Origin of the sequence: Mycolicibacterium lutetiense (assembly GCF_017876775.1) — a bacterium.
GTDB lineage: Bacteria > Actinomycetota > Actinomycetes > Mycobacteriales > Mycobacteriaceae > Mycobacterium > Mycobacterium lutetiense.
In genome coordinates, this window is record NZ_JAGIOP010000001.1 from 307,832 (window position 1) to 330,028 (window position 22,197).

Sequence of the window (22,197 nt, forward strand, 5' to 3'; positions counted from 1 at the left end):
CTTTATGATCGGCAAGTAGGGTGTGTCGGGATCGACTTGGCCGTCAGAGGAGGGGCGATGAGCATCGGCGTCGTTGACGACACGGCCTGGCCGGAGCCGACTCGGCGCCGGATGTTGGACGCGGCGATGAAACTGTTCAGCCAGTACAGTTTCGCCGGAACCTCGCTGCAGATGATCGCCGCCGAACTGAACCTCACCAAAGCGGCGATCTACTACCACTTCCGCACCCGCGAGCAACTCCTGATCGCCCTGATGCAGCCGATGCTCAGCCAGATCGGGCAGGTAGTGGAGCGCGCGGAGCGCAGCCGTGGCGACCGCGCCCGCGCTGAGGCGATTCTGGTCGGGTACGCCGACATCGTGGCGAGGAACCGGTCACTGACCGCCGTCACTGTTTTCGACCCCAGCGTCAGCAGCGTGCTCAGAAACCAACCGGAGTGGGCTGCGTTGATCGAGCGTCAACTTGCCCTGCTGGCTGCCGTCGGCTCATCGCCTACCGGCGCGATCAATGCTGCGGCGGTGATGACCGGCTTGGCAGGTGCTGCATCGACCGCGGACCCTGACCTCGCTGATGATGCGTTGCGTGAAGAACTCGTCGCCGTCGGCCGTCGAATCTTGGAATTGCCCGCCCCAAAGCGCTGACTGGGGACGACTTTCAATTCGATCTGGACGTCATCATCGCCGGGTTGGGGAGCCGGTTGGGCACAGGTGCTTGAGAAACCTGATAACACCGGGGATACCGCGTTTCGAACTCATACCCCACTTCCTGAGCCGGGGTAGAAGTGGCAGCTGTGACCCTAGGTGCTCAACGCAGTTCGACGAACCGCTATTCGTCCACTCGGTCGGGTAGTCGACCAGCCCCGGTTAGGATGGGGGCGTGGAGGTTCAGCCCGCCGGCTCCAGCCGAGTGACGCGTCGTCGTGACCGGCGTAAGGCCGAGATCGTCAAGACTGCCACCCGAATCCTGACCGAGTCCGGCTACCAGGGTATGAGCCTGGAAGAAGTCGCCGAGCAGACCGACATCGCCAAGGCCACGCTCTACCACTACTTTTCGTCCAAGGATGCCCTGGTTGCCGCCGCACTCGAGACCCTCACCGAGGACGTGCTGCAGCGGCTCGCGGCCCGCGAGGAGGCGATCGGAAAGGTCGGTGCCCGCGAGCACCTTGCGGCCCTGATCGATGAACAGATCCGCATCCTGACCGAGACCGCACCCGAGGTGGCCGCGGTGTTCTCCTGGCCGCGGGGCTGGCCGGCGGTGTTCGACGAACCGATGAAGGACATGCGTCGTCGCCACGACGCGGTGTTCCGCCGGGTCGTCGACCGCGGTGTGGCCGGCGGTGAATTCACCTGCCCCGACGTCAATGTCGCCTTGCAGTGCCTGCACGGGATTCTCAACCAGTCCTCGGTCTGGATCGGGCCGGGCATGCACGACGACGACCGCGCCGACCTGCGTGCCGCGATCGTCGACCGTGCGTTGTGCCTGTTCTACTGACCGCTATCCGGCTCCTGCGGCGGCGGCCACCTCGATGAGCAGGTGCTCGTTGGCGTTGATCCGCTCGGCCTCGACCCCGTAGTGCGGCGGGTAGAGCAGTGCCCAGTCGACCACGTCGGCGTAGCGACGCAGCTGCTCGACGATGTCCTCCGGGGTTCCGAACACCGCGCGGTCCCCGACCATCGCCTGCCCGGCGGCGACCACCCCGTCGAGGTCGTTGCGGGCCAGGGCCTCTCGGCTGGCCTGGCGCTCTGCGGTGTGCTCGCCACCCGGGAACAGCGCGTCGTAACCCTTGGGGGTGGCGTAGAAGCCCACCTGTGCCGCAGCGTCCCGCCGTGCCGCGAGACGGTCCGAATCGGCCGAAGCCACAATCTGCGTGGTGACCCGGATGTCATTGACGTCCCGGCCGGCCTTGGCCGCACCGGCGGCCAGCAGCGGTAGCGAGGCGTCGCGCAGATTCTCGGCCGAGGCGATGGTGTGCCCGACGAAGCCGTCCGCGCACTGCCCGACCGCCCTGACCATGTGCTCGCCCACCCCGGCCGCCATGATCGGCACCTCGGTGGGTAGCCCGGCCCGCTCGTAGTGGGCCATCGCCACCGTGTCGAACCGGCCGTCGAAGCGGAACGGCCCGCCGCGATGGGCGATCAACTGCCGGATCAACTCGATGCGCTCGCGGACCTGTGGGGCCGGGTGCTGCAACGCCGCGCCGTACCAGTCCTGGTTCATCCGCCGGGTGCTGCTGCCCACGCCGAGCACGAACCGGCCACCGGCGAGGGCCTGGATATCGGCGGCAGCCGACGCCAGTGCCAGTGGTGCGCGGGCGAAAAGCGGTGTGACACTGGTGCCGACGATCGCGTTCTCGGTGACGGCGGCGAACGATGCGGCCCGGGTCAGGCTGCTTCGGTTGTAGTAGTCGATGCTCCACAACGAGTGCACGCCGGCGCGGTCGGCGGCCTTGGCCACCTTGAGCGCGTCGGATGGGTTTTCGTCCATGACGACCAGGCCGATCTTCATGTCAGTCCGCCTGGCTCGGCTGTGCGGACGGGAAGTGCGGCGCGCGCTTTTCGCGCAAGGCGGTGTAGCCCTCCACGACGTCCGGCCCCAGAAAGGTCAACATCTCGTAGGCCGCAGACTGGTCGAAGATCGGGCCCGCGTTGCGCAGCCAGTTGTTGAGCGCCCGCTTGGTCAGCCGGATCGCCTGTTGGGCACCGTTGGCCAGGTTATCGGCGATCCGCAGCGCCTCATCTAGAACCTCCTCGCGCGGAAGGGCTTTGGCGACCATTCCGATACGCTCGGCCTCGATGCCGCCGATCATCTCACCGGTCATCAGGTAGTACTTGGCCTTCGCCGTGCCGGCCAGCAGTGGCCAGATGATGGCGGCATGGTCGCCCGCGGCCACGCCGAGTTTGACGTGTCCGTCGCCGATCCGGGCGTCCTCGGCGATGATTGCGACGTCGGCGAGCAGGGCGGCCACCACGCCGGCCCCGACTGCCACACCGTTGATCGCGGACACGATCGGCTTGTCGCAGTTGATCATGTTGTAGACCAGATCGCCCATCTCGCCGAGCATGTGTGACACCCGGTCGTAGTCACCGGCCATCCGTTCGACCATGGCCAGATCGCCGCCTGCGCTGAAGGCCTTGCCGGCCCCGGTGATCACCGCGACCCGGGTCTGCGGGTCGGCGGCCACGTCCTTCCAGATGTTGGCCAACTCGGTGTGCATGCCCTCGTCGGCCGCGTTGTACTTTTCCGGCCGGTTCAGCGTGATCAACAGGACGCCGTTGTCGCGGCGGGTCAGCGTCAACTGTTGGTAAGCGGAGAAATCCATGGGGACTGTCCCTTCTGTCTGCGTGCGCACGGGCACCCGGTTCAACCGAAGTTACGGTTTTTCGACCGCCTAAGTCAATTATCGACCATTCGGTTGATTTTCTGCATCGATCGGCCGATAGTGGCCATAGCGTCCACATCACCGCAGATCGGGAGGTCAGATAGTGCCATTCGACAACAAAGTCGCCGTGGTCACGGGTGCCGCCTCGGGGATCGGCCGGGCCATCGCGATCGCCCTGGCAGAGGAGGGCGCCGTAGTCGCCGCCGTCGACCGCAACGAAGCGGGCCTGAAGCAGACCGTGCGGGCCTGTGCGACTGCGACCGCTCACGTGGTCGATCTCGCCGATCCGGCAGCGGTCAGCACACTGCGCGACGAGGTGGTGGCCGCCCACGGACTTCCCGGCGTCATCGTCAATGCCGCCGGCTTCGATCGGGTCGAACCGTTCATGTCCAACGACGACGCCCTCTGGCAGTCGTTGGTCGCGTTGAACTTCCTCGGACCCGTCCGACTCACCCACGCGTTCCTCGAAACGATCCTCGACGAGGGGAATATGGCAAAGATCGTCAACATTGCCAGCGATGCAGGGCGGGTGGGCAGTCTGGGGGAGACGGTCTACGCCGGCACCAAGGGCGGGGTGATCGCTTTCACCAAGTCGCTCGCGCGCGAGATGGCCCGTCATCAGATCAACGTCAACTGTGTTTGCCCTGGACCGACCGACACCCCGCTGTTCGACTCGCTTCCCGACCGGGTCCGTGAGGGGCTGATCAGAGCCATCCCGTTCCGCCGGGTCGCCAAACCGGAAGAGGTTGCCAAGGCTGTGCTCTTTTTTGCCTCCGACGATGCCAGCTTCATCACTGGCCAAGTCCTCAGTGTCAGTGGGGGCTTGACGATGGCCGGTTGATGGCCAACTGATGGCCGGCCGGCGTCGAACCCACCCTTGGTCGATGCCAGATAGCAATGGCATACTTGCTCAGCCCCTGGGCTCAACCCAGCCAATTCGGTTAGCCTCGGGGAGCAGATTGGCCAGTTGGGGGATTGCTATGGCAAACGATCTGAGAGTGGACCCGGGGGCGCTTCGTGCGGGGGCCACTAGCAGCGAGATGATCGCTGCCGAATTGGGGGCACCGCCTGCCGGTCCCGATGCCGGCGGCTATCCGAGCAGTACCGGCGTCGTCGCGATGGACAGCGCGGTCATCACTGCGCGGACCTCCCAGTCGAGTCGTGTGAGCGTCCAGGCGGGGGACCTGTCTGCGGCCGCACTGCGATACACCGCGGTCGATGAGCAACACGGCGGAGGTCTGGCGGAGTTGATGTGAATGATCCGTCTACTACCGGACCGTCTGGTGGAGCCTTGACTCGATCTCAGTTGGAAGGTTGGGACACAACGTATCTGGCGGACGCCGCAGCCCGCTGGCGGCAGTTGGCCGCCGAGTCGGAAGCATTGTTCGAGTGGCACCGGCAGAACATTTTCGCGCCCGGCGGTGCCGAGTGGTCCGGCGAAGCCAGTGAAGCCGCGGGGGAGCGGGTCAGCGCGGACGCTGCCGTGGTCCGCAGGCAGGGCGACATTCAGCGTGAGGCCTCCGAGATCGCCGAGAACGGCTGCCGGGACATCCGCTTGGCCGTGGGGCAGGTACTCGACGCCATCACCGCCGCCGAGGAAGACAGTTTCCAGGTGGCCGAGGATCTCAAGGTCCGCGATACCCGACGCATCGACGTGACGACCATGGCGACGCGCTACACGGCGTCGCGGGAACATGCCGAGGACATCCGGTGGCACTGCGAGCGGCTCATGCAGGCCGAGATCTACCTGGGGCAGCGGCTCGAGGGTAAGGCCCTCGAGCTCGCCGCCGTCCAGTTCTCGGTGTGACGAGCTCGCCCGCTACAGCTGCGCCCAGATTGTCTTGGTCTTCAGATAGGCGTCGATGCCCTCGTATCCGAATTCCTTGCCGACGCCTGACTGCTTGTAGCCGCCGAACGGCACGTTGTGGTCGAATGTCAACTGGCAGTTCAGCCCCACCATGCCGGCCTGCAGGCGCTTGCCCAGGCTGTGCGCACGGGCCAGGTTCGAGGTCCAGACGGTGGCGGCCAGGCCGTAGCTCGTGTCGTTGGCCATTGCGATGGCTTCATCGTCGTCGTCGAACGGCAGAATGGTGGCGACCGGGCCGAAGATCTCTTCCTTGTACAGGCGGCTGGTGGCCGGGTCGACGTTGGTGACCACAGTGGGCTTGACGAAGTAGCCCTTGCGGTCCAATCGATAACCACCGGAAACGATTTCGGCACCGTCTCGCTTGCCCTGATCGATGTAGCCCAGCACGCGGTCGAGCTGCTTCTGACTGACCAGTGGGCTGATCATGGCGCCCTCGTCCTTGGGGCCGCCCAGCACCAGGTTGTCGCCGATCATCGCGATGCCCTGCACCACGCGTTCATACACGCTGCGCTGCACAAAGATTCGTGATCCGCACACGCAGCCCTGCCCGGAGTGCACAAAGATGCCCATCGAGGCCATCATGATCGCCATGTCGAGGTCGGCATCGTCGTAGATCAGTACCGGGGACTTACCGCCCAGCTCCAGGGTCACCTTCTTCAGGTTGTCCGCCGAGTCCCGCATGATCTGCTTGCCGACCTCGGTCGAGCCGGTGAAAGCGACCTTCTCCACGTCGGGGTGCGCGGTGATCGCGGCACCCGCGGTGGCGCCGTAGCCGATCACGAAGTTTGCCACGCCGTCTGGCACGCCGGCCTCACCGATCAGCCGTTCGAGCAGCACGGCTGACAGCGGGGTCTCTTCGGCGGGCTTGACGACGAGGGAGCAGCCGGCGGCCAGAGCCGGGGCGATCTTGGCGCAGGCGTTGAACAGTGGGCCGTTCCACGGGTAGATCAGGCCTACCACGCCGTACGGCTCCTTGGTGGTGTAGGCGTGCAGGTTGGAGTAGTTGCTGTTGACCCCGCCCTCCATCTGCACCTGGTAGCTGCTGCCGTTGAGCTTGGTACACCAGCCCGCGTAGTAGCGGAAGAACTCCGCGCAGGTGGAGACGATCATCTCGGCCTGCATCGGGGGCATCCCGGCGTCCAGCGACTCCAGTTCGGCGAATTCCTTGGCGTGCTCGTCGATCAGATCGCCCAACTTCCACAGCACCTTGGCGCGCTGGCGGGCCGGGATGTCAGTCCAAACCCCGGACTGGTACGCGGCCTTCGCGGCGGCGACGGCCGCGTCGACCGCGGCGACCCCGCAGTCGCGGAACTCGGTGATCTGCTCCTCGGTCGCGGGGTCGATGACCGGAATGGTCTCGCCCGTGCCGGGTCGGTTGCGGAGCTCTTCCAAAACCGTCTGCAGTGCCATATGGTTCCCTTCGTCGACGAAATGCTGAGCATCTGCTTAGCAGCCGGGGGCCGAGGCGGTCAAGACCGCATGTGCGGTTCAAAACCGGCGAATTCTCCTGTGTTTGCGGTTGTTGGGTGGATATTCGGCCGATAGGCTGTCGCGGTGCCAGACATCCGGGTCCGTGAGGCGGCCGAACTGCTCGGGGTCAGTGACGACACCGTGCGGCGCTGGATCGACGACGGATCGCTGCCGGCCCACCTCGACGGCTCCGGGCGCAAGGTGATCGACGGGGCCGCACTGGCCGCCTTCGCCCGTGCCAACGCCGCTGCGGCGCCCAAGGATCCGCTCGGCATCGGCAGCTCGGCACGCAACCGCTTCGCCGGGCTGGTCACCCACGTCATCGCCGATGAGGTGATGGCGCAGGTGGAGATGCAATGCGGACCGTTCACCGTGGTGTCGCTGATGAGCAGCCAATCGGTACGCGAGCTGGGCCTGGCCCCCGGCAGCATCGCTGTCGCGGTGGTCAAGGCCACGACCGTGATCGTGGAAACCCCGAAAGGACAATCGTGAACCGAGTCCGGATGTTCGCAATGGCGCTCAGCGTGGTGGGTGCGACCGCCCTGGTCGGTGGCTGCACCTCGACCGAGAAAGCCGCGGCACCCTCGAACACCGAGGGTGGCTCGATCACGGTGTTCGCCGCGGCCTCGCTGAAATCGGCGTTCACCGAGATCGGCGAGCAGTTCAAGACCGGCAACCCGGGCAGCTCGGTGGAGTTCTCGTTCGCCGGATCCTCGGACCTGGTCACCCAGCTCACCCAGGGCGCCGACGCCGACGTGTTCGCCTCGGCCGACACCCGGAACATGGACAAAGCGGTGACCGCCGGCCTCGTCGAGGGCACCCCCGTCAACTTCGCCACCAACACCCTGACCATCGCTGTCGCCCCGGGAAACCCCAAGGGCATCAAGACTTTCGCCGACCTGGCCAAGCCCGGCACCAGCGTCGTGGTGTGCGCCCCGCCGGTACCCTGCGGCGGCGCCACCGAAAAGGTCGAAAGGGCCACCGGCGTGACACTGTCCCCGGTGAGCGAGGAGACCTCGGTCACCGACGTGCTGGGCAAGGTGACCAGCGGACAGGCCGATGCCGGCCTGGTCTATGTCACCGATGCCGCCGGAGCCGGGGACAAGGTCACCAGCGTGGCCTTCCCCGAGGCGGCCGGGGCCGTTAACACCTACCCCATCGCCGTGCTGAAAGAGTCCAAGCGGGCGGAGCTGGCGCACCGCTTCGTCGACCTGGTGACCGGCGAGGCCGGCCAAAAAGCGCTCGCCAAGGCCGGATTCGCCAAGCCCTGACCGCACCCGCGGCGGCGTCGTAGCCTGGGGACGTGGCCGATCTGACCGAGATCAGTGCCGACGACCTGGCGGCACTGGAATTCTTCGCCGGATGCCGGCCGTCCGTACTGGCGCCGTTGACCACCCTGCTGAGGCCGCTGACGGCCCCGGCCGGGCAGGTGCTGATCCGGCAGGGTGATCCGGCCCTGACGTTCATGCTGATCGCCTCCGGGCGGACTCAGGTGGTCCATGACGGGCCCGACGGCCGGACGGTCGTAGCCGATCTGGAGCCGGGGCTGATCATCGGTGAGATCGCGCTGCTGCGCGATGCGTCGCGCACGGCCACGGTGACCGCCTTGGAACCGGTCACCGGTTGGGTCGGTGACCGCGATGCGTTCGAGGGCATCCTGCACGTGCCCGGGATGTTCGACCGCCTGGTGCGCATCGCCCGCCAGCGGCTGGCCGGGTTCATCACACCGATCCCGGTGCAGGTGCGCACCGGGGACTGGTTCTATCTGCGGCCGGTGCTACCCGGCGACGTCGAGCGCACCCTGAACGGGCCGGTCGAATTCTCCAGTGAAACCCTCTACCGCCGTTTTCAATCCGTGCGCAAACCGACCAAGGCCCTGTTGGAGTACCTGTTCGAGGTCGACTACGCCGATCATTTCGTCTGGGTGATGACCGAGGGCGCACTGGGGCCCGTCGTCGCCGATGCCCGCGTGGTCCGCGAGGGCCACAATGCGACGACAGCCGAGGTCGCATTCACCGTCGGCGACGATTATCAAGGCCGCGGCATCGGAACATTCCTGATGGATGCCCTGGTGGTGTCCGCGGATTATCTTGGGATTCAACGTTTTACCGCACGGGTGTTGAGCGAGAACTATGCGATGCGGCGCATCCTGGACCGGCTCGGCGCGGTATGGGAGCGGGAGGATCTGGGTGTGGTGCTCACCGATGTCGCGGTGCCCGCGGCCGACACCCTCAGTCTGGAACCCGAACTGGCGGCGAAGATCAAGGATGTGACCCGGCAGGTGATCAAGGCGGTCGGCCAGTGAGGCCGCCGTTGACCGCCCGTGGCCGGAGGCCACCGTTGACCGCCCGTGGCCGGAGGCCACCATTGAACAAAGACACCCGGGTGTGCATCTCACTGGCCGCGCGGCCCAGCAACATCGGCACCCGGTTCCACAACTACCTCTACGACGAACTCGGCCTGGACTACCTCTACAAGGCGTTCACCACAACCGATATCGCCGCAGCCATCGGCGGGGTACGGGCGTTGGGTATCCGCGGCTGTTCGGTATCGATGCCGTTCAAGAAGGCGGTCATGGACCTCGTCGATGAGGTCGAACCGTCCGCGCTGGCCATCGATGCGGTCAATACGATCGTCAATGACCTGTCGGTGCCCGGAGGTCGTCTCGTCGCCTCCAACACCGACTACCTGGCGGTGCAGGAACTCATCGGCCATTTGGACCCGAGTGATGCGGTGCTGATCCGGGGCAGTGGCGGCATGGCCAAGGCAGTCGGTGCGGCATTGCGGGACAAGGGGTTCCGCAACGGGACCGTCATCGCGCGCAATGCGGAAGCCGGACGTGGACTGGCCGGGACACTCGGCTACGGCTTTGCGCCGGAGGTCGGCGCATTGACCGCACCCATCCTGGTCAACGTCACCCCGATCGGGATGACGGACGGGCCCGACGAGCACCGCAGCGCATTCGAGCCCGCGACCATCGCGGCAGCCCGCGCCGTCGTCGACGTCGTGGCGATGCCGGCCGAAACCCCGTTGATCACCGCGGCCCGCGCGGCGGGGCTGCCGGTCATCACCGGCGCCGAAGTGATCGCGCTGCAGGCCGCCGAACAATTCGAGCGTTACACCGGAGTGCGGCCGACACCTGAGCAGGTGGCTGCGGCGTCAGCCTTCTCGCGGCAGGCGGCTACGGGGTGATGACCGTCTCGTCATCGATCGCCGAGGTAGCATCCATCAGTGGACCCATCTGATCCTCCGTGCCATCGGCGTTGAACTGCAAGACAAACAGCCCGTCCGACCCGGGGATCACCACTGTTTTCTGGGCGATCAGTCGGGTGGCGCCGTCCTTCACGTAGGTGCCACCGATCTGATAAGAATCGAACCCGCTCAGCTCGCCTGCTGAGCCGTCCCCCTGGTTCTGGTAACCCGGCAGGTTCTTGATCTCGTTCGGTGCGTACTCCAAGATCTTGGCCGCGTCGACGTCGCCGGTCAGCTTTGACATCAACACGATGATCGACGGCGGATCTGCCTCGAAGGCCGGATCGGTGGATACGATTGCGGCCCAGGCCCATTCGGGAGCCGACGAGGTCGCGTCCGTCCAGCCGTCGGGAATCGGCAGGTCCAATGTGGGTGTGCCCGGATCGCCCCGGCGCACCGGAGCTTCGGTGAGTTTGTTGTCACGGATGTAGTCCACGATCGTGTACTGGTGCCCGGCCGTGGGTGTGCGCGTTTCGTTGGCCTTGGTCTCGCTCGGTTCGCTGCTGACGCTGGTCCCGGTCGCCTCGGTGGCGGTGCCGGATACCGTCTTGTCGCCGCAGCCGGCCAGCGTGACCCCGAGTGCGACGGCAGCGATGGCGATTCCGCCGGCCCTCATTGAGGTGGTCATCGGTCTCCAATCGGTGGGACGCCCTGGCGAGGCGCAACTGATTGCACGATAAACGCTCACCTGGGCATTAGCTGGCAGAAGCGGCGGTCCTGGGACCCCGATCCTTTGCGCAGGGAAATGTTCCGTGGTGTCGCCGACCCGGGTCGGGCTCAGCAAATCGCGGACAGATACACCGTCTGCCGCAGAACCTGCGCCGGCCGTACCGATGAGACGGTGCAGCGATCGAGTGCCGCCGTACCGGCCCGGTAGATGATGACGTCGAAACCCTGACGCTCCAGTTCGTCGGCCGTGTCCTGCGCGGACCCGACCCCCGACGGGGCGGCCAGAGCCGGGACGGGAAAACCCAGGGCCAGGGCCGACAGTGCGGTGCCGGCCAGCGCAGCTCCCGTCAGTCCGTACATGTTGGTGCCAACCGGTCCTGCCACGATTAAATTCCGCTGTATCGCAACACTTGTCGTATGCCGACGAGCACCCTCGACAGCAAACCCGGCCTGTGGTATCAACACGCCGTGCGCCTTTTCGCCGTCGCGGCGGTCCTCTTGGCTTTCGGGGTGGCCTGCGGGCCGCAGCCGGCGCCGGAACCGACGCCGACATCGTCGAGACCTCAGGCCACCGGCAGTGTCGCCACGGTGAACCCGGTCCGCATCGACCGCGTGCGTCAGGCGCTGCCGCCGGGCTACGAAGTGGTGGCCATCGACCCGCAGGCGACCCCGGTGTCCGTGTGGGGTTTCGGCCCGGACTGGACGGCCGACCCCGCGGAATGCGGGGCATTGCCGGCCCGTGAAGTCGAGCCGACCCGGGGCTGGTCGGCCTCGGGGTCCGGCGGCATCGTGTACGCCGGCATCTTGAAGCTTGCGCCAGGCGTACCTGCGGATCGCCGCGAACCGCCGTGTGAACAGTGGAGTGTGTCGGGCGGCCATTCCGTCGGCACCGTCGACTCCGTCGCGGCCCCGGCGATCGAGGGCGCGACAACCGCGGGGATGTCCACCGCCGTCACCACGGTCGTCGAGGGTGGCACCGAAACCAGATCTCACGCCGACACATTCACCGCCGATCTGGGCGGCGGCTATCACGTGTTCGTCAGCGTCGTCACCGATCCCGGATCACCCAATCCTGCGCTCGACCCGGCGTTCGCCGCCGACCTGCTGGTGAAATCGGTTTCGGCGCTACGCGGCTGAGTCAGCGGTCCCAGGTATCTTGACAGCGATGCCGAACCGCAACGTCTTACTCGCCACCGCAGGCGTGCTTGCCTGCGCCACCGGATTGGTCGCCTGCGGTCAATCGGACCAGTCGACGTCCGCCGACGCGGACATCGCCAACGTCGCCAAGGTGCGGTCCAGCTTCGGGCCGGAATTCAAGGTCACCGATGTCGCCCCGGCCGGAATCGACCCGAAAAAGCTGGCGCCGCACAAAATGCCGCCCGGGGTGAAGGTCGAACCCGCCGATTGCGCGAAGTTCGCCGAGGGCCAGTCCCTGCCCGAGGGTCTGCAGGGAAACGTGGCGGCCACCACGGCCGAAGGCGCGGGCAACCGGTTCATCGTGATGGCTCTGGAGACCTCGGAGCCGGTCCCGCTGAACGTTCCCGGCGATGAGTGCAAGCAGGTGAAGTTCCTCGGTCCCGGGATGCGTGGGCAGGTGGATGTGGTCGAGGCGCCGCAGATCGACGGGGCACGCACGACGGGAACGCACCGCGTCGTGCAGACCGCGATGGGCGGCCAGCCACGTACCGGGGAGTTGTACAACTACGTCGCCAGTTTCGACACGTTCACGGTGATCGTCACGGCCAACCCGCTGGTGGAGCCGAACAAGCCGGTGGCTCCGGTGGACGACAAGCGGGCCCGCGACCTGCTCAGCGCCGCGGTCGCCGCGGTCCGGGGCTAGTCCGGCACCTCAGCGCACGTCGTGCGGGCGGAACTGGATGCTGATGCGCGGTCCGACCAGGCTGGTGGTCTTCGGTATCGAATGCTCCCAGGTGCGTTGACACGACCCGCCCATCACCAGCAGATCGCCGTGGCGGTGCTGTAGCCGCAACGCGTGACCACCGCCGCGGGGGCGAAGCGCGAAAACCCTTGTCGCACCCAGCCCGATGATGGCCACCATGGTGTCGTCGGTGCGGCTGCGGCCGATGGTGTCGCCGTGCCAGGCGACGCTGTCATTGCCGTCGCGGTACAGACACAGGCCCGCGGTGGTGAACGGTTCACCGAGCTCGCCGCCGAACGTGTCGTTGAGCTTGCGCCGGATCTGTTTGAGCCGGGGGTGCGGAACCGGTTCGTTGATCAGGTGGTGGAAGCTGACCAGCCGCGGCACCGCCACCACGCGGTCGTACATCTCGCGTTCCTCGGACCGCCAGGGGATCCCGTCCATCAACTCCTCGAACAGCGAGTCGGCGTCGGGCAACCAGCCCGAGCGCAGCTCCACCCAGGCGTCGTTGCCGAGTCGACGACGCTCCGCGTGCTCGAACAGTGAGCCTTGCAACGCCAGCTCCATGCGCGCGAGTGTATCGCACAGACGTTCGACTGGGTTAGAGGCGGGAGGCCCCGGGGCCGCGTTCGGCGAGGACGTCGTCGGGGTTGGTCAGCAGGCACGTCTTGAGACTCAGGCAGCCGCAGCCGATGCAGCCGGTCAGGTTGTCGCGCAACCGTTGTAGATGCAGGATGCGGTCATCGAGGTCCTGGCGCCAACCGGCCGACAGCTTGGCCCAGTCCTTGCTGGTCGGAACCCGGTCGGGGGGCAGGCCGGCCAGTGCCTCGCGGATGCGGGCCAACGGAATGCCCAGGCGTTGCGACATCCGGATGAATGCCACGCGGCGCAGCGTCTCACGTGCATAGCGCCGCTGGTTTCCCGAGGTGCGGCTACTGGCGATCAGGCCCTCGCGCTCATAAAAGTGGAGTGCGGACACCGCAACGCCGCTGCGCTGGGACATCTCGCCAGGAGTTAACTCGTGCGTCTCCATACACCTCAACCATAGTTGAGTTAACGTCATGGGGTGGAAACTGCGGCGTTCGGTTCCAATTCCGAGGTCGGCACCCTGCGCGCCGTGATCCTGCATCGACCGGGGCCCGAGCTGCAACGGCTGACGCCACGCAACAACGACGCCCTGCTGTTCGACGGCCTGCCCTGGGTTTCCAAGGCGCAACGTGAGCACGACGCCTTCGCCGACGTGCTGCGCTCGCGCGGGGTCGAGGTGCTGCTGTTGGCCGACCTGCTGACCGAAGCGCTGGACAGCGGAGCCGCGCGCATGCACGGTATTTCCGCTGCCGTCGATGCCCGGCGTCTCGGTGTGCCACTGGCTCAAGAACTTTCGGCCTACTTGCGGGCCCTGGCTCCGGCCGATCTGGCCCATATCCTGATGGCCGGCATGACCTTCAACGAGGTGCCGTTTCACGGTGCCGAACTGTCGCTCGTGCGCCGCATGCACCACGACGGCGATTTCGTGATCGAGCCGCTACCCAACCTCCTGTTCACCCGGGATTCGTCGTTCTGGATCGGGCCGCGGGTGGCCATCACCTCGCTTGCCCTCCCGGCCCGGGTGCGCGAGACCTCGCTGACCGATCTGATCTACGCCCACCATCCGCGCTTCCTCGGCGTCCGGCGGGCCTACGAATCGCGTTCGGCGCCCGTCGAAGGCGGCGACGTGCTGTTGCTGGGGCCCGGCGTGGTGGCGGTAGGGGTGGGGGAGCGGACCACACCGGCCGGTGCCGAAGCGTTGGCGCGCAGTCTGTTCGACGACGACCTGGCCCATACCGTACTTGCGGTGCCGATCCGGCAGGAGCGCGCCCAGATGCACCTGGACACCGTGTGCACGATGGTCGACGTCGACGCCGTGGTGATGTACCCCAACATCGTGGACTCGTTGTCGGCGTTCACCATCCACCGCACCGAGGCCGGAATCCAGATCGACGACGAAATGCATTTCGTGCAGGCGGCCGCGAATGCGATGGGGATCGAGCAGTTGCGCGTGATCGACACCGGGCTCGACCCGGTCACCGCCGAGCGCGAGCAATGGGACGACGGCAACAACACCCTGGCCTTGGCACCGGGGGTGGTGGTGGCCTATGAGCGCAACGTCGAAACCAATGCACGGCTGGCAGATTCGGGAATCGAGGTGCTGCCGATCGAGGCCTCGGAGCTGGGCACGGGCCGCGGCGGGCCCCGCTGCATGTCGTGTCCGGCGGCGCGGGACCTGCTCTAGCCACCCTTGCTCACCGTTTTCTACACCAGGGTCGCGGCCCGGCCATCCTTGCTCGCCGTTTTCGACCTGAGGGTTGTTGTGCGTGACGTTTTACAGCCCGCAGGTAGAAACCGGCGCAGAGGCGTCGGGCCACGAAACCGGCGCAGAGGCATGCGGCACAACTACCGCCAGGAAGGCAGCCAGATCTCCAGATTCCAGGTCGACTGTGAAACCGGAATACCCGTCAGGACCGGGTACAGCCACGCGAAGTTCGCGATCACCAGCGCCACGTAGAAGCAGACCACCAGCAGCCCCAACGTTTTACGTTCGGGGTTCTGCCGGGGCTGATAGAGGATGTCGCCGAGGATCAGCGCGATCGCCAAGATCAGGAACGGCGCCATCACCGTGGCGTAGAAGAAGTACATCTGCCGGTCGATGTCGAAGAACCAGGGCAGGAAACCGGCTGAGTATCCGACCAGAACCACGCCGAATCGCCAGTCGCGCCGCACCACGGCCCGCCACAGGGCCCACCCGAGTACCGGCAGCGCGATGAACCACATCGCCGGAGTGCCCACCAGCATCACGGCTTTCACGCACGACTGCGTGCCACAGCCCGCCACATCCTGGTTGTCGATCGCATAGAGCACGGGCCGCAACGACATCGGCCAGGTCCAGGGCTTGGATTCCCACGGGTGGTGGTTGCCGTCGGCGTTGGTCAGCCCGGCGTGGAAATGGTAAGCGGCATAGGTGTAATGCCACAGCGAGCGCAGCGCGTCAGGCAGCGGGATGATGCTGTTCTCGCCGATGGACTGGCCGGCCTCGTACCGGTTGATACCCGTCTCGGAGGCGAACCACGGTCCGTAGGACGCCAGGTACACCGCGATCGGGATCAGCCCGAATACGTATGCGGCCGGCCCGACATCGCGGCGCAGCACGCCCCGCCACGGTGCCTGCACGTGGTACTGCTTGCGCGCGATCGCGTCGAGCACGAGCGTCATCACGCCGAAGAACGCCACGAAGTACAGCCCCGACCACTTCGTCGCGCACGCCAGACCGAGCAGCACCCCCGCACCGAATCGCCACCACCGCACGCCCAGCCGAGGGCCCCACGGCGTCTCGGCGATCCGGCCCTCCATGAACGCGTTGTACATGCGTTGGCGCACGTCGTCGCGGTCCACCATCAGGCAGGCGAACGCCGCCACCACGAACACCACCAGGAACACATCCAGCAGCGCCGTCCGGGCCGAGACGAAGCTGACCCCGTCGGCGATCAGCAGCAGCCCGGCGATACCGCCGACGAGAGTGGAGCGGCTGATCCGGCGCGCGATCCGCACCACCAGCAGCACGATCACCACACCGCACAGGGCCCCGGCGAACCGCCAGCCCAGCCCGTTGTAGCCGAACAGTGCCTCACCGATCGCGATGAGCTGCTTGCCCACCGGCGGGTGCACCACGAGCCCGTAGCCCGGGTTGTCCTCGACCCCGTGGTTGTGGAGCATCTGCCAGGCCTGCGGCGCGTAGTGCTTTTCGTCGAACACCGGGGTGCCGGCATCGGTCGGCGAGCCCAGATTCAGGAACCGGCTTATTGCGGCCATCCCGGTGATGACGACCGTCATCAACCAGCCCTGCAGCCGGTCCGTCGGGCCGAAATCCGCGGCCGGGATCAGCGGCGCCGGGCTGATCAGCGGGACCGAGCGACCAGCCGTCGGCGTTGCGGTGGCGGTGGCGGTCACGCAAGCGATCGTAGGCTGTCGGTCGTGACACCCGGCAAACTACTGATCGGCGCCACGCCGCTGGGCCTGCCCTCGGATGCCTCTGCGCGTCTCATCGCAGCGCTGCAGACGGCCGACATCGTGGCGGCCGAAGACACCCGACGCGTGCGAGCGCTGGCCCAATCGCTGGGCGTGCAACCGTCCGGGCGGATCCTGAGCTTCTTCGATCAGAACGAGGCGAGCCGCGTGCCCGGTCTGGTCTCCGAGATCCAGGCGGGAGCGACGGTACTCGTGGTCAGCGACGCCGGCATGCCGCTGATCAACGACCCCGGCTACCGCCTGGTCGCGGCCTGCGCCGAGGCGGATCTGCCGGTGTCCTGCCTGCCTGGCCCGAGCGCGGTGACGACGGCGCTCGCGGTGTCCGGGCTGGCCTCGGACCGGTTCTGCTTCGAGGGCTTCGCGCCGCGAAAGCACGCGGCCCGGCTGACCTGGCTGCAGACCCTGGCCGCCGAACCGCGCACCACCGTGTTCTTCGAATCCCCGCGCCGGCTGGGTGAGACCCTGCGTGACGCGGTCGAGGTGCTGGGGCCTGCGCGGCGTGCCGTGGTGTGCCGCGAGCTGACCAAGACGCATGAGGAGATCCGCCGCGGCAGCCTGGCCGAGCTGGCGGAATGGGCCGCCGACGGCGTGCTGGGGGAGATCACCGTGGTGCTGGCCGGAGGCACCCCGACCGTCGAACTGCCCGACCTGGTGGCCGAGGTCGAGGAGCTCGTCGCCGACGGGGCCCGCGTCAAGGACGCCTGCGCCCAGGTGATCGCCGCGAACCCGGGGGCACCGTCCCGGCGGGCGCTTTACGACGCGGTGCTGCGCGCCCGGGACTGAACGATCGAGGCCGCCTTGTGCAGGCATTCATCCCATTCCGCGTCGACATCGGAATCGGCGGTGATGCCGCCACCCACGCCGAGGACCGCCGCCCCGCCGGCGTCGAATTCGACCGTGCGGATCGCTACGTTCAGCTCGCAACCGGCCACGGGTGAGGCCAATCCGACTGTGCCGCAATACACTCCGCGCCGGGTCGGCTCCCACTGGCGCAGCAGTTCGCGGGCCCGTCGCTTCGGGGTCCCGGTCACCGAGGCGGGCGGGAACGTGGCGTCCAGCAGCGTGCTCATCGGCACCTGCGCCGGCACCTCGCCGGTGACGGTCGAGACCAGATGCCATACCCCCGGCGCCGGATGTACTGCGAGCAACTCGGGCACCGTCACGCTGCCCGTCGTCGCCACCCGGCCCAGGTCGTTGCGGACCAGATCGACGATCATGACGTTCTCGGCGACATCCTTGACCGAAGCCAGCAGGTCCGCCGGGTCGGCCGAGCACGGCAGCGTGCCCTTGATCGGACTGGAGGCCACGGCCGTACCGGCCCGGCGCAGGAACAACTCCGGTGACATTGAGGCCACCGCGCCCCAGTCGCCGGCCACGTACGCGGCCCGCGCCGGTGCGGTCCGGGCCACGGCCTCGCTGAAGAAGTCGATCGGCTCGCCGTCGAGGTGGCCGATGAAGCGGGTGCAGACACAGGCCTGATACACCTCGCCGGCCGCGATGGCTTCGAGGCAGGCCAGCACGCCGCGGCGGTGATCGTCGCGGTCGGGCGCCGTCCAGGCGATGGCGCAGGCGTGCGGGGTCGCCGGCCGAAGGGTGGTGAGCCACGCGGGAAGTGCTGCACCGCTGAGGCTTTCGAACCACCAGATATCCTCGGAATCCTGGCGCAGCACGCAGTCCGACCAGCCGCCGGCGGCCACCGGGATGCGCGGCGGGGTGCCGTCGGATCCGGGGTCCGGGTAGGAGAGATAACCGAACCACCCACCCCCGACCGAGCCGGCCGGCCCCGAAGCATCGTGTGCCACCTCGAACGCGGCTTCCGGCGCAACGGGGGTTGCCGCCACCGACGGTGCGATCACCGCTCGTGAGGAGAACCAGTCACCGATCAGCGCGGCGGGTGGCGCCAGGCCGGCGGCCCGGCCGGCCGCGGCGACGCCACACAGCACCGCCGAGGCATTGCCCAGCGCGCCGAGCCGCTCGATTCGCATGCCCCCAAGCTTGCTTCCTCCCGCGAGCAGACGCAAAATCGCACTTTTCAAGGCGAAACAGTGCGAGTTTGTGTCTGCTCGCGGGGAAGTTCGCGGAAGAAACTCAGCGGCTGATCACCCGCGGGACATCGATGCCGGCGAGCTTGTCCGGATTGCGCATCGCGTAGAAGTGGGTGATCTTGCCGTCGATGACCTCGACGGTGAAAACCCCTTCCATGCCGGCGTCGCTGCGGATCATCACCGCGGGTTCGCCGTTGCACGTGATGCGCTCGAACGACAGCCCAGGGACCCGTTCGCCCGCGCGGAACAAGCCGACCAGCATGGCCGCGACCCTCTGCGCGCCCACCACGGGCCGCCGGGCCGCACTGGCTTTTCCGCCGCTGTCGGCGGTGTACACCGCGTCCGGCGCCAGCAGCGCCAGCAGGCCGTCCATGTCGCCGGTGGCCGCCGCAGTCAGGAATTCCTCGGTGACCCGGTTGGACTCGTCGAGGTCGACGGGCTCGAACCGCTTGCGCCGTGACTGCACGTGCTCGCGGGCCCGGTGCGCCATCTGACGCACCGCGCCCGCGGATTTGTCGATCGCAGCGGCGATCTCGTCGTGGCTGAACCCGAACACCTCGCGCAACACGAACACGGCGCGCTCGTCCGGGGTCAGCGTCTCGAGCACCACGAGCATGGCCATCGAAACCGATTCGGCCAGCACCACATCGGCGGCCGCGTCACGCTGGTCCAGCAGCAACGGTTCGGGCAGCCAGGGGCCCACGTAATCCTCGCGACGCCGCGACTGCGCGCGCAGGGCATTGAGGGCCTGGCGGGTGACGAGCTGGGCCAGGAACGCCTTGGTATCGCGGACCGTGTCCAGATCGACCTCGGCCCAGCGCAGGTAACTCTCCTGCAGGACATCATCGGATTCTGTTGCCGCCCCGAGGATCTCGTAGGCGATGGTGAACAACAGCGGCCGCAGCAAAGTGAATCGTTCGGCGTGTTCGTTCGAGTTGCCTGCGCCGGGGGTGTTCATCGGACCGGTGTCTCCTGCTGTGCCTGGGCCAGCTGGCGCGCTCGGTTGCCACCCTTGAACCAGAAGTACGAACCTGGCTTCACGCCCTCCTTGCGCAGGAACGTGATGGTCGCCCGGCAGACCTGCTCCTTGAGCATCGCCCCGGTCCGCCCGCCGATGAAGACCCGCCGCGGGCTGTCGTCCGAGTGGCACAGCTGCACTGTCCCGGCGTTGCGGCCGACACTCACGCACTGCCCGGCGAAGGCCTGGTTGATCACCTCGGGCTCGGCGCCGGCGATGCGGGCCAGTACGGTGTTGGCCGCCTGGACACCCAACGGGCCGGCCGACTGGCAGCTCATCCGCAGCGGAACCCCCGACGGTGAGGCCGCGTCGCCGGCCGCCACGATGTGCGCGTCGTCGACACTGGTCAGGGTTTCGTCGGTGAGCAACCGGCCCAGCTCATCGGTGCGCAGTCTGCTCGCGGCGGCCAGGCCCGGAACGCCGAACCCGGTGGTCCACACCGTCACCGCGCTGGGCAGGCGGTTGCCGTCGGCCAGCGTGATGGCATCCGCTTCGACCCCGGACACCAGGATCTCGGGTCCGTCGATGATCGAGACGCCGAGCTTGGTCAGCGCCTTGACGATCGAGGCACGGGCACCTGCCCCCACCGAGGCGCCGACCACATCGGTGACGAGCGTGACCTTGCGGCCCACCTCGGCCAGCTCGCTCGCCGCCTCGATGCCGGTCAACCCGCCGCCGACCACGACCACCGGTGCCGACATCGGCACGTCCTGCAGCCGGGTGCGCAGGCGCTGAGCCTGTTCCAATTCCGAAAGCGGATAAGCGAATTCCGCCGCACCGGGCACCGAGGCGGGCACTCCGCCGGTGCTGCCGACGGCGTAGACCAGATAGTCGTAGTCGAGCACCTCGCCGGACGTCAGCTGTACCTGACGGATGTCGGCGTCGATGTACTCGGCGCCGTCGACCAGCAGCCGCACCCCGTCGCCCAACAACGTGTCGTAGGCCGCGGTGGCGTCGTGGTTACCGGCCGCCAGCTGGTGCAGGCGGATCCGCTCGACGAACTCGGGCCGCGGATTGACCAGCGTGACAGCCACTCCCGGTGTGCCCTGCAGTCGGTTGGCCGCCAGCACCCCGGCGTAACCTCCGCCGATCACGACGACGTGTGTGTTCTGCGCGTTCATGGTGTCTCCTCTCGAAAGGCTTGTGCCCTCAAGACACCGCGCGGACCGCCGTTGTGACAGCCATACGGGAAATGTGGTCTAGATCACTACACCAGGCCCAGGGCCAGCATCGCGTCGGCCACCCGGATGAAGCCCGCGATGTTGGCGCCGGCCACGTAGTTGCCGGGCTGGCCGTACTCCTCGGCGGTGGACAGCACCCGATTGTGGATCCGGCGCATGATCTCTTCCAGCCGCTTCTCGGTGTCGACGAACGTCCAGGAGTCCCGGGAGGCGTTCTGCTGCATCTCCAGGGCGCTGGTGGCCACACCGCCGGCGTTGGCCGCCTTGCCCGGGGCGAAGGTCACTCCGGCGTCGGCGAAGTTCTTGATCGCGCCTGGTGAACACGGCATGTTGGCGCCCTCGGCGACGAAACGGCAGCCGTTCTTGATGAGGTACGCGGACTCGTCACCGTTGATCTCGTTCTGAGTGGCGCACGGGACCGCGATGTCGCAGGGGACCTCCCAGACCGTCCGGCCTTCGACGAACCGGGCCGCACCCGCCCTGGCCTCGACATAGTCGGCGATCCGGCCACGCTGGACCTCTTTGACCTCCTTGAGCAGCCCGACGTCGATGCCCTTCTCGTCGACGATGTAGCCGCTGGAATCCGAACATGCGACGACGATGCCGCCGAGCTCGTGGATCTGCTCGATCGCGTAGATCGCGACGTTGCCCGAACCGGACACCACAACCCGCTTGCCCTCGACCGTGTCGCTGGCGGCCTTGAGCATCTCGTTGAGGAAGAACACCGTGCCGTATCCGGTGGCTTCGGTGCGGACCTGGGATCCGCCCCAGGTCAGCCCCTTGCCGGTGAGCACGCCGGACTCGTAACGGTTGGTGATGCGCTTGTACTGACCGAACAGATAACCGATTTCACGCGTCCCGACGCCGGTATCGCCGGCCGGCACATCGGTGTACTCGCCGATGTGGCGGTACAACTCGGTCATGAAGGACTGGCAGAACCGCATCACCTCGGCATCGGAGCGGCCCTTGGGGTCGAAGTCCGATCCGCCCTTGCCGCCGCCGATCGGCAGGCCGGTGAGCGAGTTCTTGAAGATCTGCTCGAAGCCGAGGAACTTCACGATGCCCAGGTAGACCGACGGGTGGAACCGCAGCCCGCCCTTGAACGGTCCGAGCGCCGAGTTGAATTCGACGCGGAAACCCCGGTTGATCTGCGTGGCACCGGAGTCGTCGGCCCAGGGAACCCGGAAGATGATCTGGCGTTCGGGCTCACACAGCCGGCGGATGATGGCCCCGTCGGCGTAGTCGGGGTGCTTGTCCACCACGGGCCCGAGGCTGGTCAGCACCTCGATGACGGCTTGGTGGAACTCCTGCTCGCCGGGGTTGCGTTGAGCTACTTCAGCGTAGATCGGCTGCAGTTTGTCGTGTAGTACGGCCATG

General features: G+C 67.1%; 25 protein-coding genes. 13 read left to right on the forward strand and 12 right to left on the reverse strand.

Annotation, left to right across the window (positions count from 1 at the left end; genetic code table 11):
• Positions 1–57 precede the first annotated feature (57 nt).
• Together JOF57_RS01500 and JOF57_RS31310 are read left to right on the forward strand one after the other, a co-directional pair.
• The gene (locus JOF57_RS01500; RefSeq protein WP_209912966.1) at positions 58–639 is read left to right on the forward strand and encodes a TetR/AcrR family transcriptional regulator; all 582 of its coding nucleotides are present in this window, start codon (positions 58–60) and stop codon (positions 637–639) included.
• Positions 640–874: 235 nt separating this feature from the next.
• Complete coding sequence (locus JOF57_RS31310; protein WP_209912968.1) at positions 875–1,489, forward strand: TetR/AcrR family transcriptional regulator; 615 nt, start codon at positions 875–877, stop codon at positions 1,487–1,489.
• A gap of 3 nt (positions 1,490–1,492) precedes the next feature.
• On the opposite strand, the gene JOF57_RS01510 is transcribed toward JOF57_RS31310, so the two are convergent.
• Together JOF57_RS01510 and JOF57_RS01515 are read right to left on the reverse strand one after the other, a co-directional pair.
• Positions 1,493–2,503, reverse strand: coding sequence for an LLM class flavin-dependent oxidoreductase (locus JOF57_RS01510; protein WP_209912971.1), 1,011 nt, complete (start codon positions 2,501–2,503; stop codon positions 1,493–1,495).
• Position 2,504: 1 nt separating this feature from the next.
• Complete coding sequence (locus JOF57_RS01515) at positions 2,505–3,317, reverse strand: enoyl-CoA hydratase/isomerase family protein (protein ID WP_209912973.1); 813 nt, start codon at positions 3,315–3,317, stop codon at positions 2,505–2,507.
• Positions 3,318–3,480: 163 nt separating this feature from the next.
• On the opposite strand from JOF57_RS01515, the gene JOF57_RS01520 reads away from it, so the two are divergent.
• From JOF57_RS01520 to JOF57_RS01530, 3 genes are all read left to right on the forward strand, one after another.
• On the forward strand, positions 3,481–4,218 hold the full coding sequence (locus JOF57_RS01520; RefSeq protein WP_209912975.1) for an SDR family NAD(P)-dependent oxidoreductase: 738 nt from the start codon (positions 3,481–3,483) through the stop codon (positions 4,216–4,218).
• A gap of 139 nt (positions 4,219–4,357) precedes the next feature.
• Positions 4,358–4,633, forward strand: a complete 276-nt coding sequence (locus JOF57_RS01525; protein ID WP_209912977.1) for a hypothetical protein — start codon at positions 4,358–4,360, stop codon at positions 4,631–4,633.
• A 35-nt stretch (positions 4,634–4,668) separates the two neighbouring features.
• Positions 4,669–5,184, forward strand: a complete 516-nt coding sequence (locus tag JOF57_RS01530; protein ID WP_234937672.1) for a hypothetical protein — start codon at positions 4,669–4,671, stop codon at positions 5,182–5,184.
• 12 nt (positions 5,185–5,196) lie between these two features.
• Here the strand turns inward: JOF57_RS01530 and JOF57_RS01535 are convergent, their stop codons facing one another.
• Complete coding sequence (locus JOF57_RS01535; protein ID WP_209912981.1) at positions 5,197–6,654, reverse strand: aldehyde dehydrogenase family protein; 1,458 nt, start codon at positions 6,652–6,654, stop codon at positions 5,197–5,199.
• Positions 6,655–6,798: 144 nt separating this feature from the next.
• On the opposite strand from JOF57_RS01535, the gene JOF57_RS01540 reads away from it, so the two are divergent.
• The 4 genes from JOF57_RS01540 (at position 6,799) to JOF57_RS01555 (ending at position 9,906) form a co-directional block, all read left to right on the forward strand.
• Positions 6,799–7,206, forward strand: coding sequence for a TOBE domain-containing protein (locus tag JOF57_RS01540; RefSeq protein ID WP_209912982.1), 408 nt, complete (start codon positions 6,799–6,801; stop codon positions 7,204–7,206).
• An 11-nt stretch (positions 7,207–7,217) separates the two neighbouring features.
• A complete protein-coding gene (modA, locus tag JOF57_RS01545; RefSeq protein WP_209915689.1) occupies positions 7,218–7,985 on the forward strand; it encodes a molybdate ABC transporter substrate-binding protein in 768 nt (255 codons plus the stop codon).
• 32 nt (positions 7,986–8,017) lie between these two features.
• Positions 8,018–9,019: an acetyltransferase Pat gene (locus JOF57_RS01550; protein WP_209912984.1), complete on the forward strand. Its 1,002-nt coding sequence runs from the start codon at positions 8,018–8,020 to the stop codon at positions 9,017–9,019.
• Positions 9,020–9,081: 62 nt separating this feature from the next.
• The gene (locus JOF57_RS01555) at positions 9,082–9,906 is read left to right on the forward strand and encodes a shikimate 5-dehydrogenase (RefSeq protein WP_234937673.1); all 825 of its coding nucleotides are present in this window, start codon (positions 9,082–9,084) and stop codon (positions 9,904–9,906) included.
• Here JOF57_RS01555 and JOF57_RS01560 read toward each other — a convergent pair.
• Both JOF57_RS01560 and JOF57_RS01565 read right to left on the reverse strand, forming a co-directional pair.
• Positions 9,896–10,594 (reverse strand): envelope biogenesis lipoprotein LpqN, encoded by a 699-nt coding sequence (locus JOF57_RS01560; RefSeq protein ID WP_209912989.1) that lies wholly within the window; start codon positions 10,592–10,594, stop codon positions 9,896–9,898. The genes JOF57_RS01555 and JOF57_RS01560 overlap by 11 nt on opposite strands.
• A gap of 149 nt (positions 10,595–10,743) precedes the next feature.
• A complete protein-coding gene (locus tag JOF57_RS01565; RefSeq protein WP_307869938.1) occupies positions 10,744–11,019 on the reverse strand; it encodes a hypothetical protein in 276 nt (91 codons plus the stop codon).
• A 33-nt stretch (positions 11,020–11,052) separates the two neighbouring features.
• Here JOF57_RS01565 and JOF57_RS01570 point away from each other — a divergent pair, with 33 nt between their 5' ends.
• Positions 11,053–11,772 carry a DUF5642 family protein gene (locus JOF57_RS01570; protein WP_209912991.1) on the forward strand — a complete coding sequence of 240 codons (720 nt, stop codon included), beginning with the start codon at positions 11,053–11,055 and terminating at the stop codon, positions 11,770–11,772.
• Positions 11,773–11,800: 28 nt separating this feature from the next.
• Complete coding sequence (locus JOF57_RS01575) at positions 11,801–12,475, forward strand: DUF5642 family protein (RefSeq protein ID WP_209912993.1); 675 nt, start codon at positions 11,801–11,803, stop codon at positions 12,473–12,475.
• Between the two features lie 9 nt (positions 12,476–12,484).
• Here JOF57_RS01575 and JOF57_RS01580 read toward each other — a convergent pair whose 3' ends face one another.
• Both JOF57_RS01580 and soxR read right to left on the reverse strand, forming a co-directional pair.
• Positions 12,485–13,081 (reverse strand): alpha-ketoglutarate-dependent dioxygenase AlkB, encoded by a 597-nt coding sequence (locus tag JOF57_RS01580; protein ID WP_209912995.1) that lies wholly within the window; start codon positions 13,079–13,081, stop codon positions 12,485–12,487.
• Positions 13,082–13,115: 34 nt separating this feature from the next.
• A complete protein-coding gene (soxR, locus tag JOF57_RS01585) occupies positions 13,116–13,547 on the reverse strand; it encodes a redox-sensitive transcriptional activator SoxR (RefSeq protein ID WP_209912998.1) in 432 nt (143 codons plus the stop codon).
• Between the two features lie 33 nt (positions 13,548–13,580).
• Here soxR and arcA point away from each other — a divergent pair, with 33 nt between their 5' ends.
• Positions 13,581–14,786 (forward strand): arginine deiminase, encoded by a 1,206-nt coding sequence (arcA, locus tag JOF57_RS01590; RefSeq protein WP_209913000.1) that lies wholly within the window; start codon positions 13,581–13,583, stop codon positions 14,784–14,786.
• 161 nt (positions 14,787–14,947) lie between these two features.
• On the opposite strand, the gene JOF57_RS01595 is transcribed toward arcA, so the two are convergent.
• On the reverse strand, positions 14,948–16,498 hold the full coding sequence (locus JOF57_RS01595; RefSeq protein ID WP_209913002.1) for a dolichyl-phosphate-mannose--protein mannosyltransferase: 1,551 nt from the start codon (positions 16,496–16,498) through the stop codon (positions 14,948–14,950).
• Between the two features lie 24 nt (positions 16,499–16,522).
• Here JOF57_RS01595 and rsmI point away from each other — a divergent pair, with 24 nt between their 5' ends.
• Entirely contained in the window at positions 16,523–17,359 is an 837-nt protein-coding gene (gene rsmI, locus JOF57_RS01600; protein ID WP_209913004.1) for a 16S rRNA (cytidine(1402)-2'-O)-methyltransferase, read from the forward strand.
• Here rsmI and JOF57_RS01605 read toward each other — a convergent pair.
• The 4 genes from JOF57_RS01605 to gdhA all read right to left on the reverse strand — a co-directional run bounded on the left by JOF57_RS01605 (position 17,329) and on the right by gdhA (position 22,196).
• The gene (locus tag JOF57_RS01605) at positions 17,329–18,561 is read right to left on the reverse strand and encodes an aminodeoxychorismate synthase component I (protein WP_209913006.1); all 1,233 of its coding nucleotides are present in this window, start codon (positions 18,559–18,561) and stop codon (positions 17,329–17,331) included. The two genes, rsmI and JOF57_RS01605, sit on opposite strands and share 31 nt — an antisense overlap.
• Before the next feature lie 103 nt (positions 18,562–18,664).
• A complete protein-coding gene (locus tag JOF57_RS01610) occupies positions 18,665–19,579 on the reverse strand; it encodes an RNA polymerase sigma-70 factor (protein ID WP_209913008.1) in 915 nt (304 codons plus the stop codon).
• Positions 19,576–20,760: an NAD(P)/FAD-dependent oxidoreductase gene (locus JOF57_RS01615; RefSeq protein WP_209913010.1), complete on the reverse strand. Its 1,185-nt coding sequence runs from the start codon at positions 20,758–20,760 to the stop codon at positions 19,576–19,578. The genes JOF57_RS01610 and JOF57_RS01615 overlap by 4 nt, the downstream gene beginning before the upstream one ends.
• A gap of 86 nt (positions 20,761–20,846) precedes the next feature.
• Positions 20,847–22,196, reverse strand: coding sequence for an NADP-specific glutamate dehydrogenase (gene gdhA, locus JOF57_RS01620; RefSeq protein ID WP_209913013.1), 1,350 nt, complete (start codon positions 22,194–22,196; stop codon positions 20,847–20,849).
• Position 22,197 lies beyond the last annotated feature (1 nt).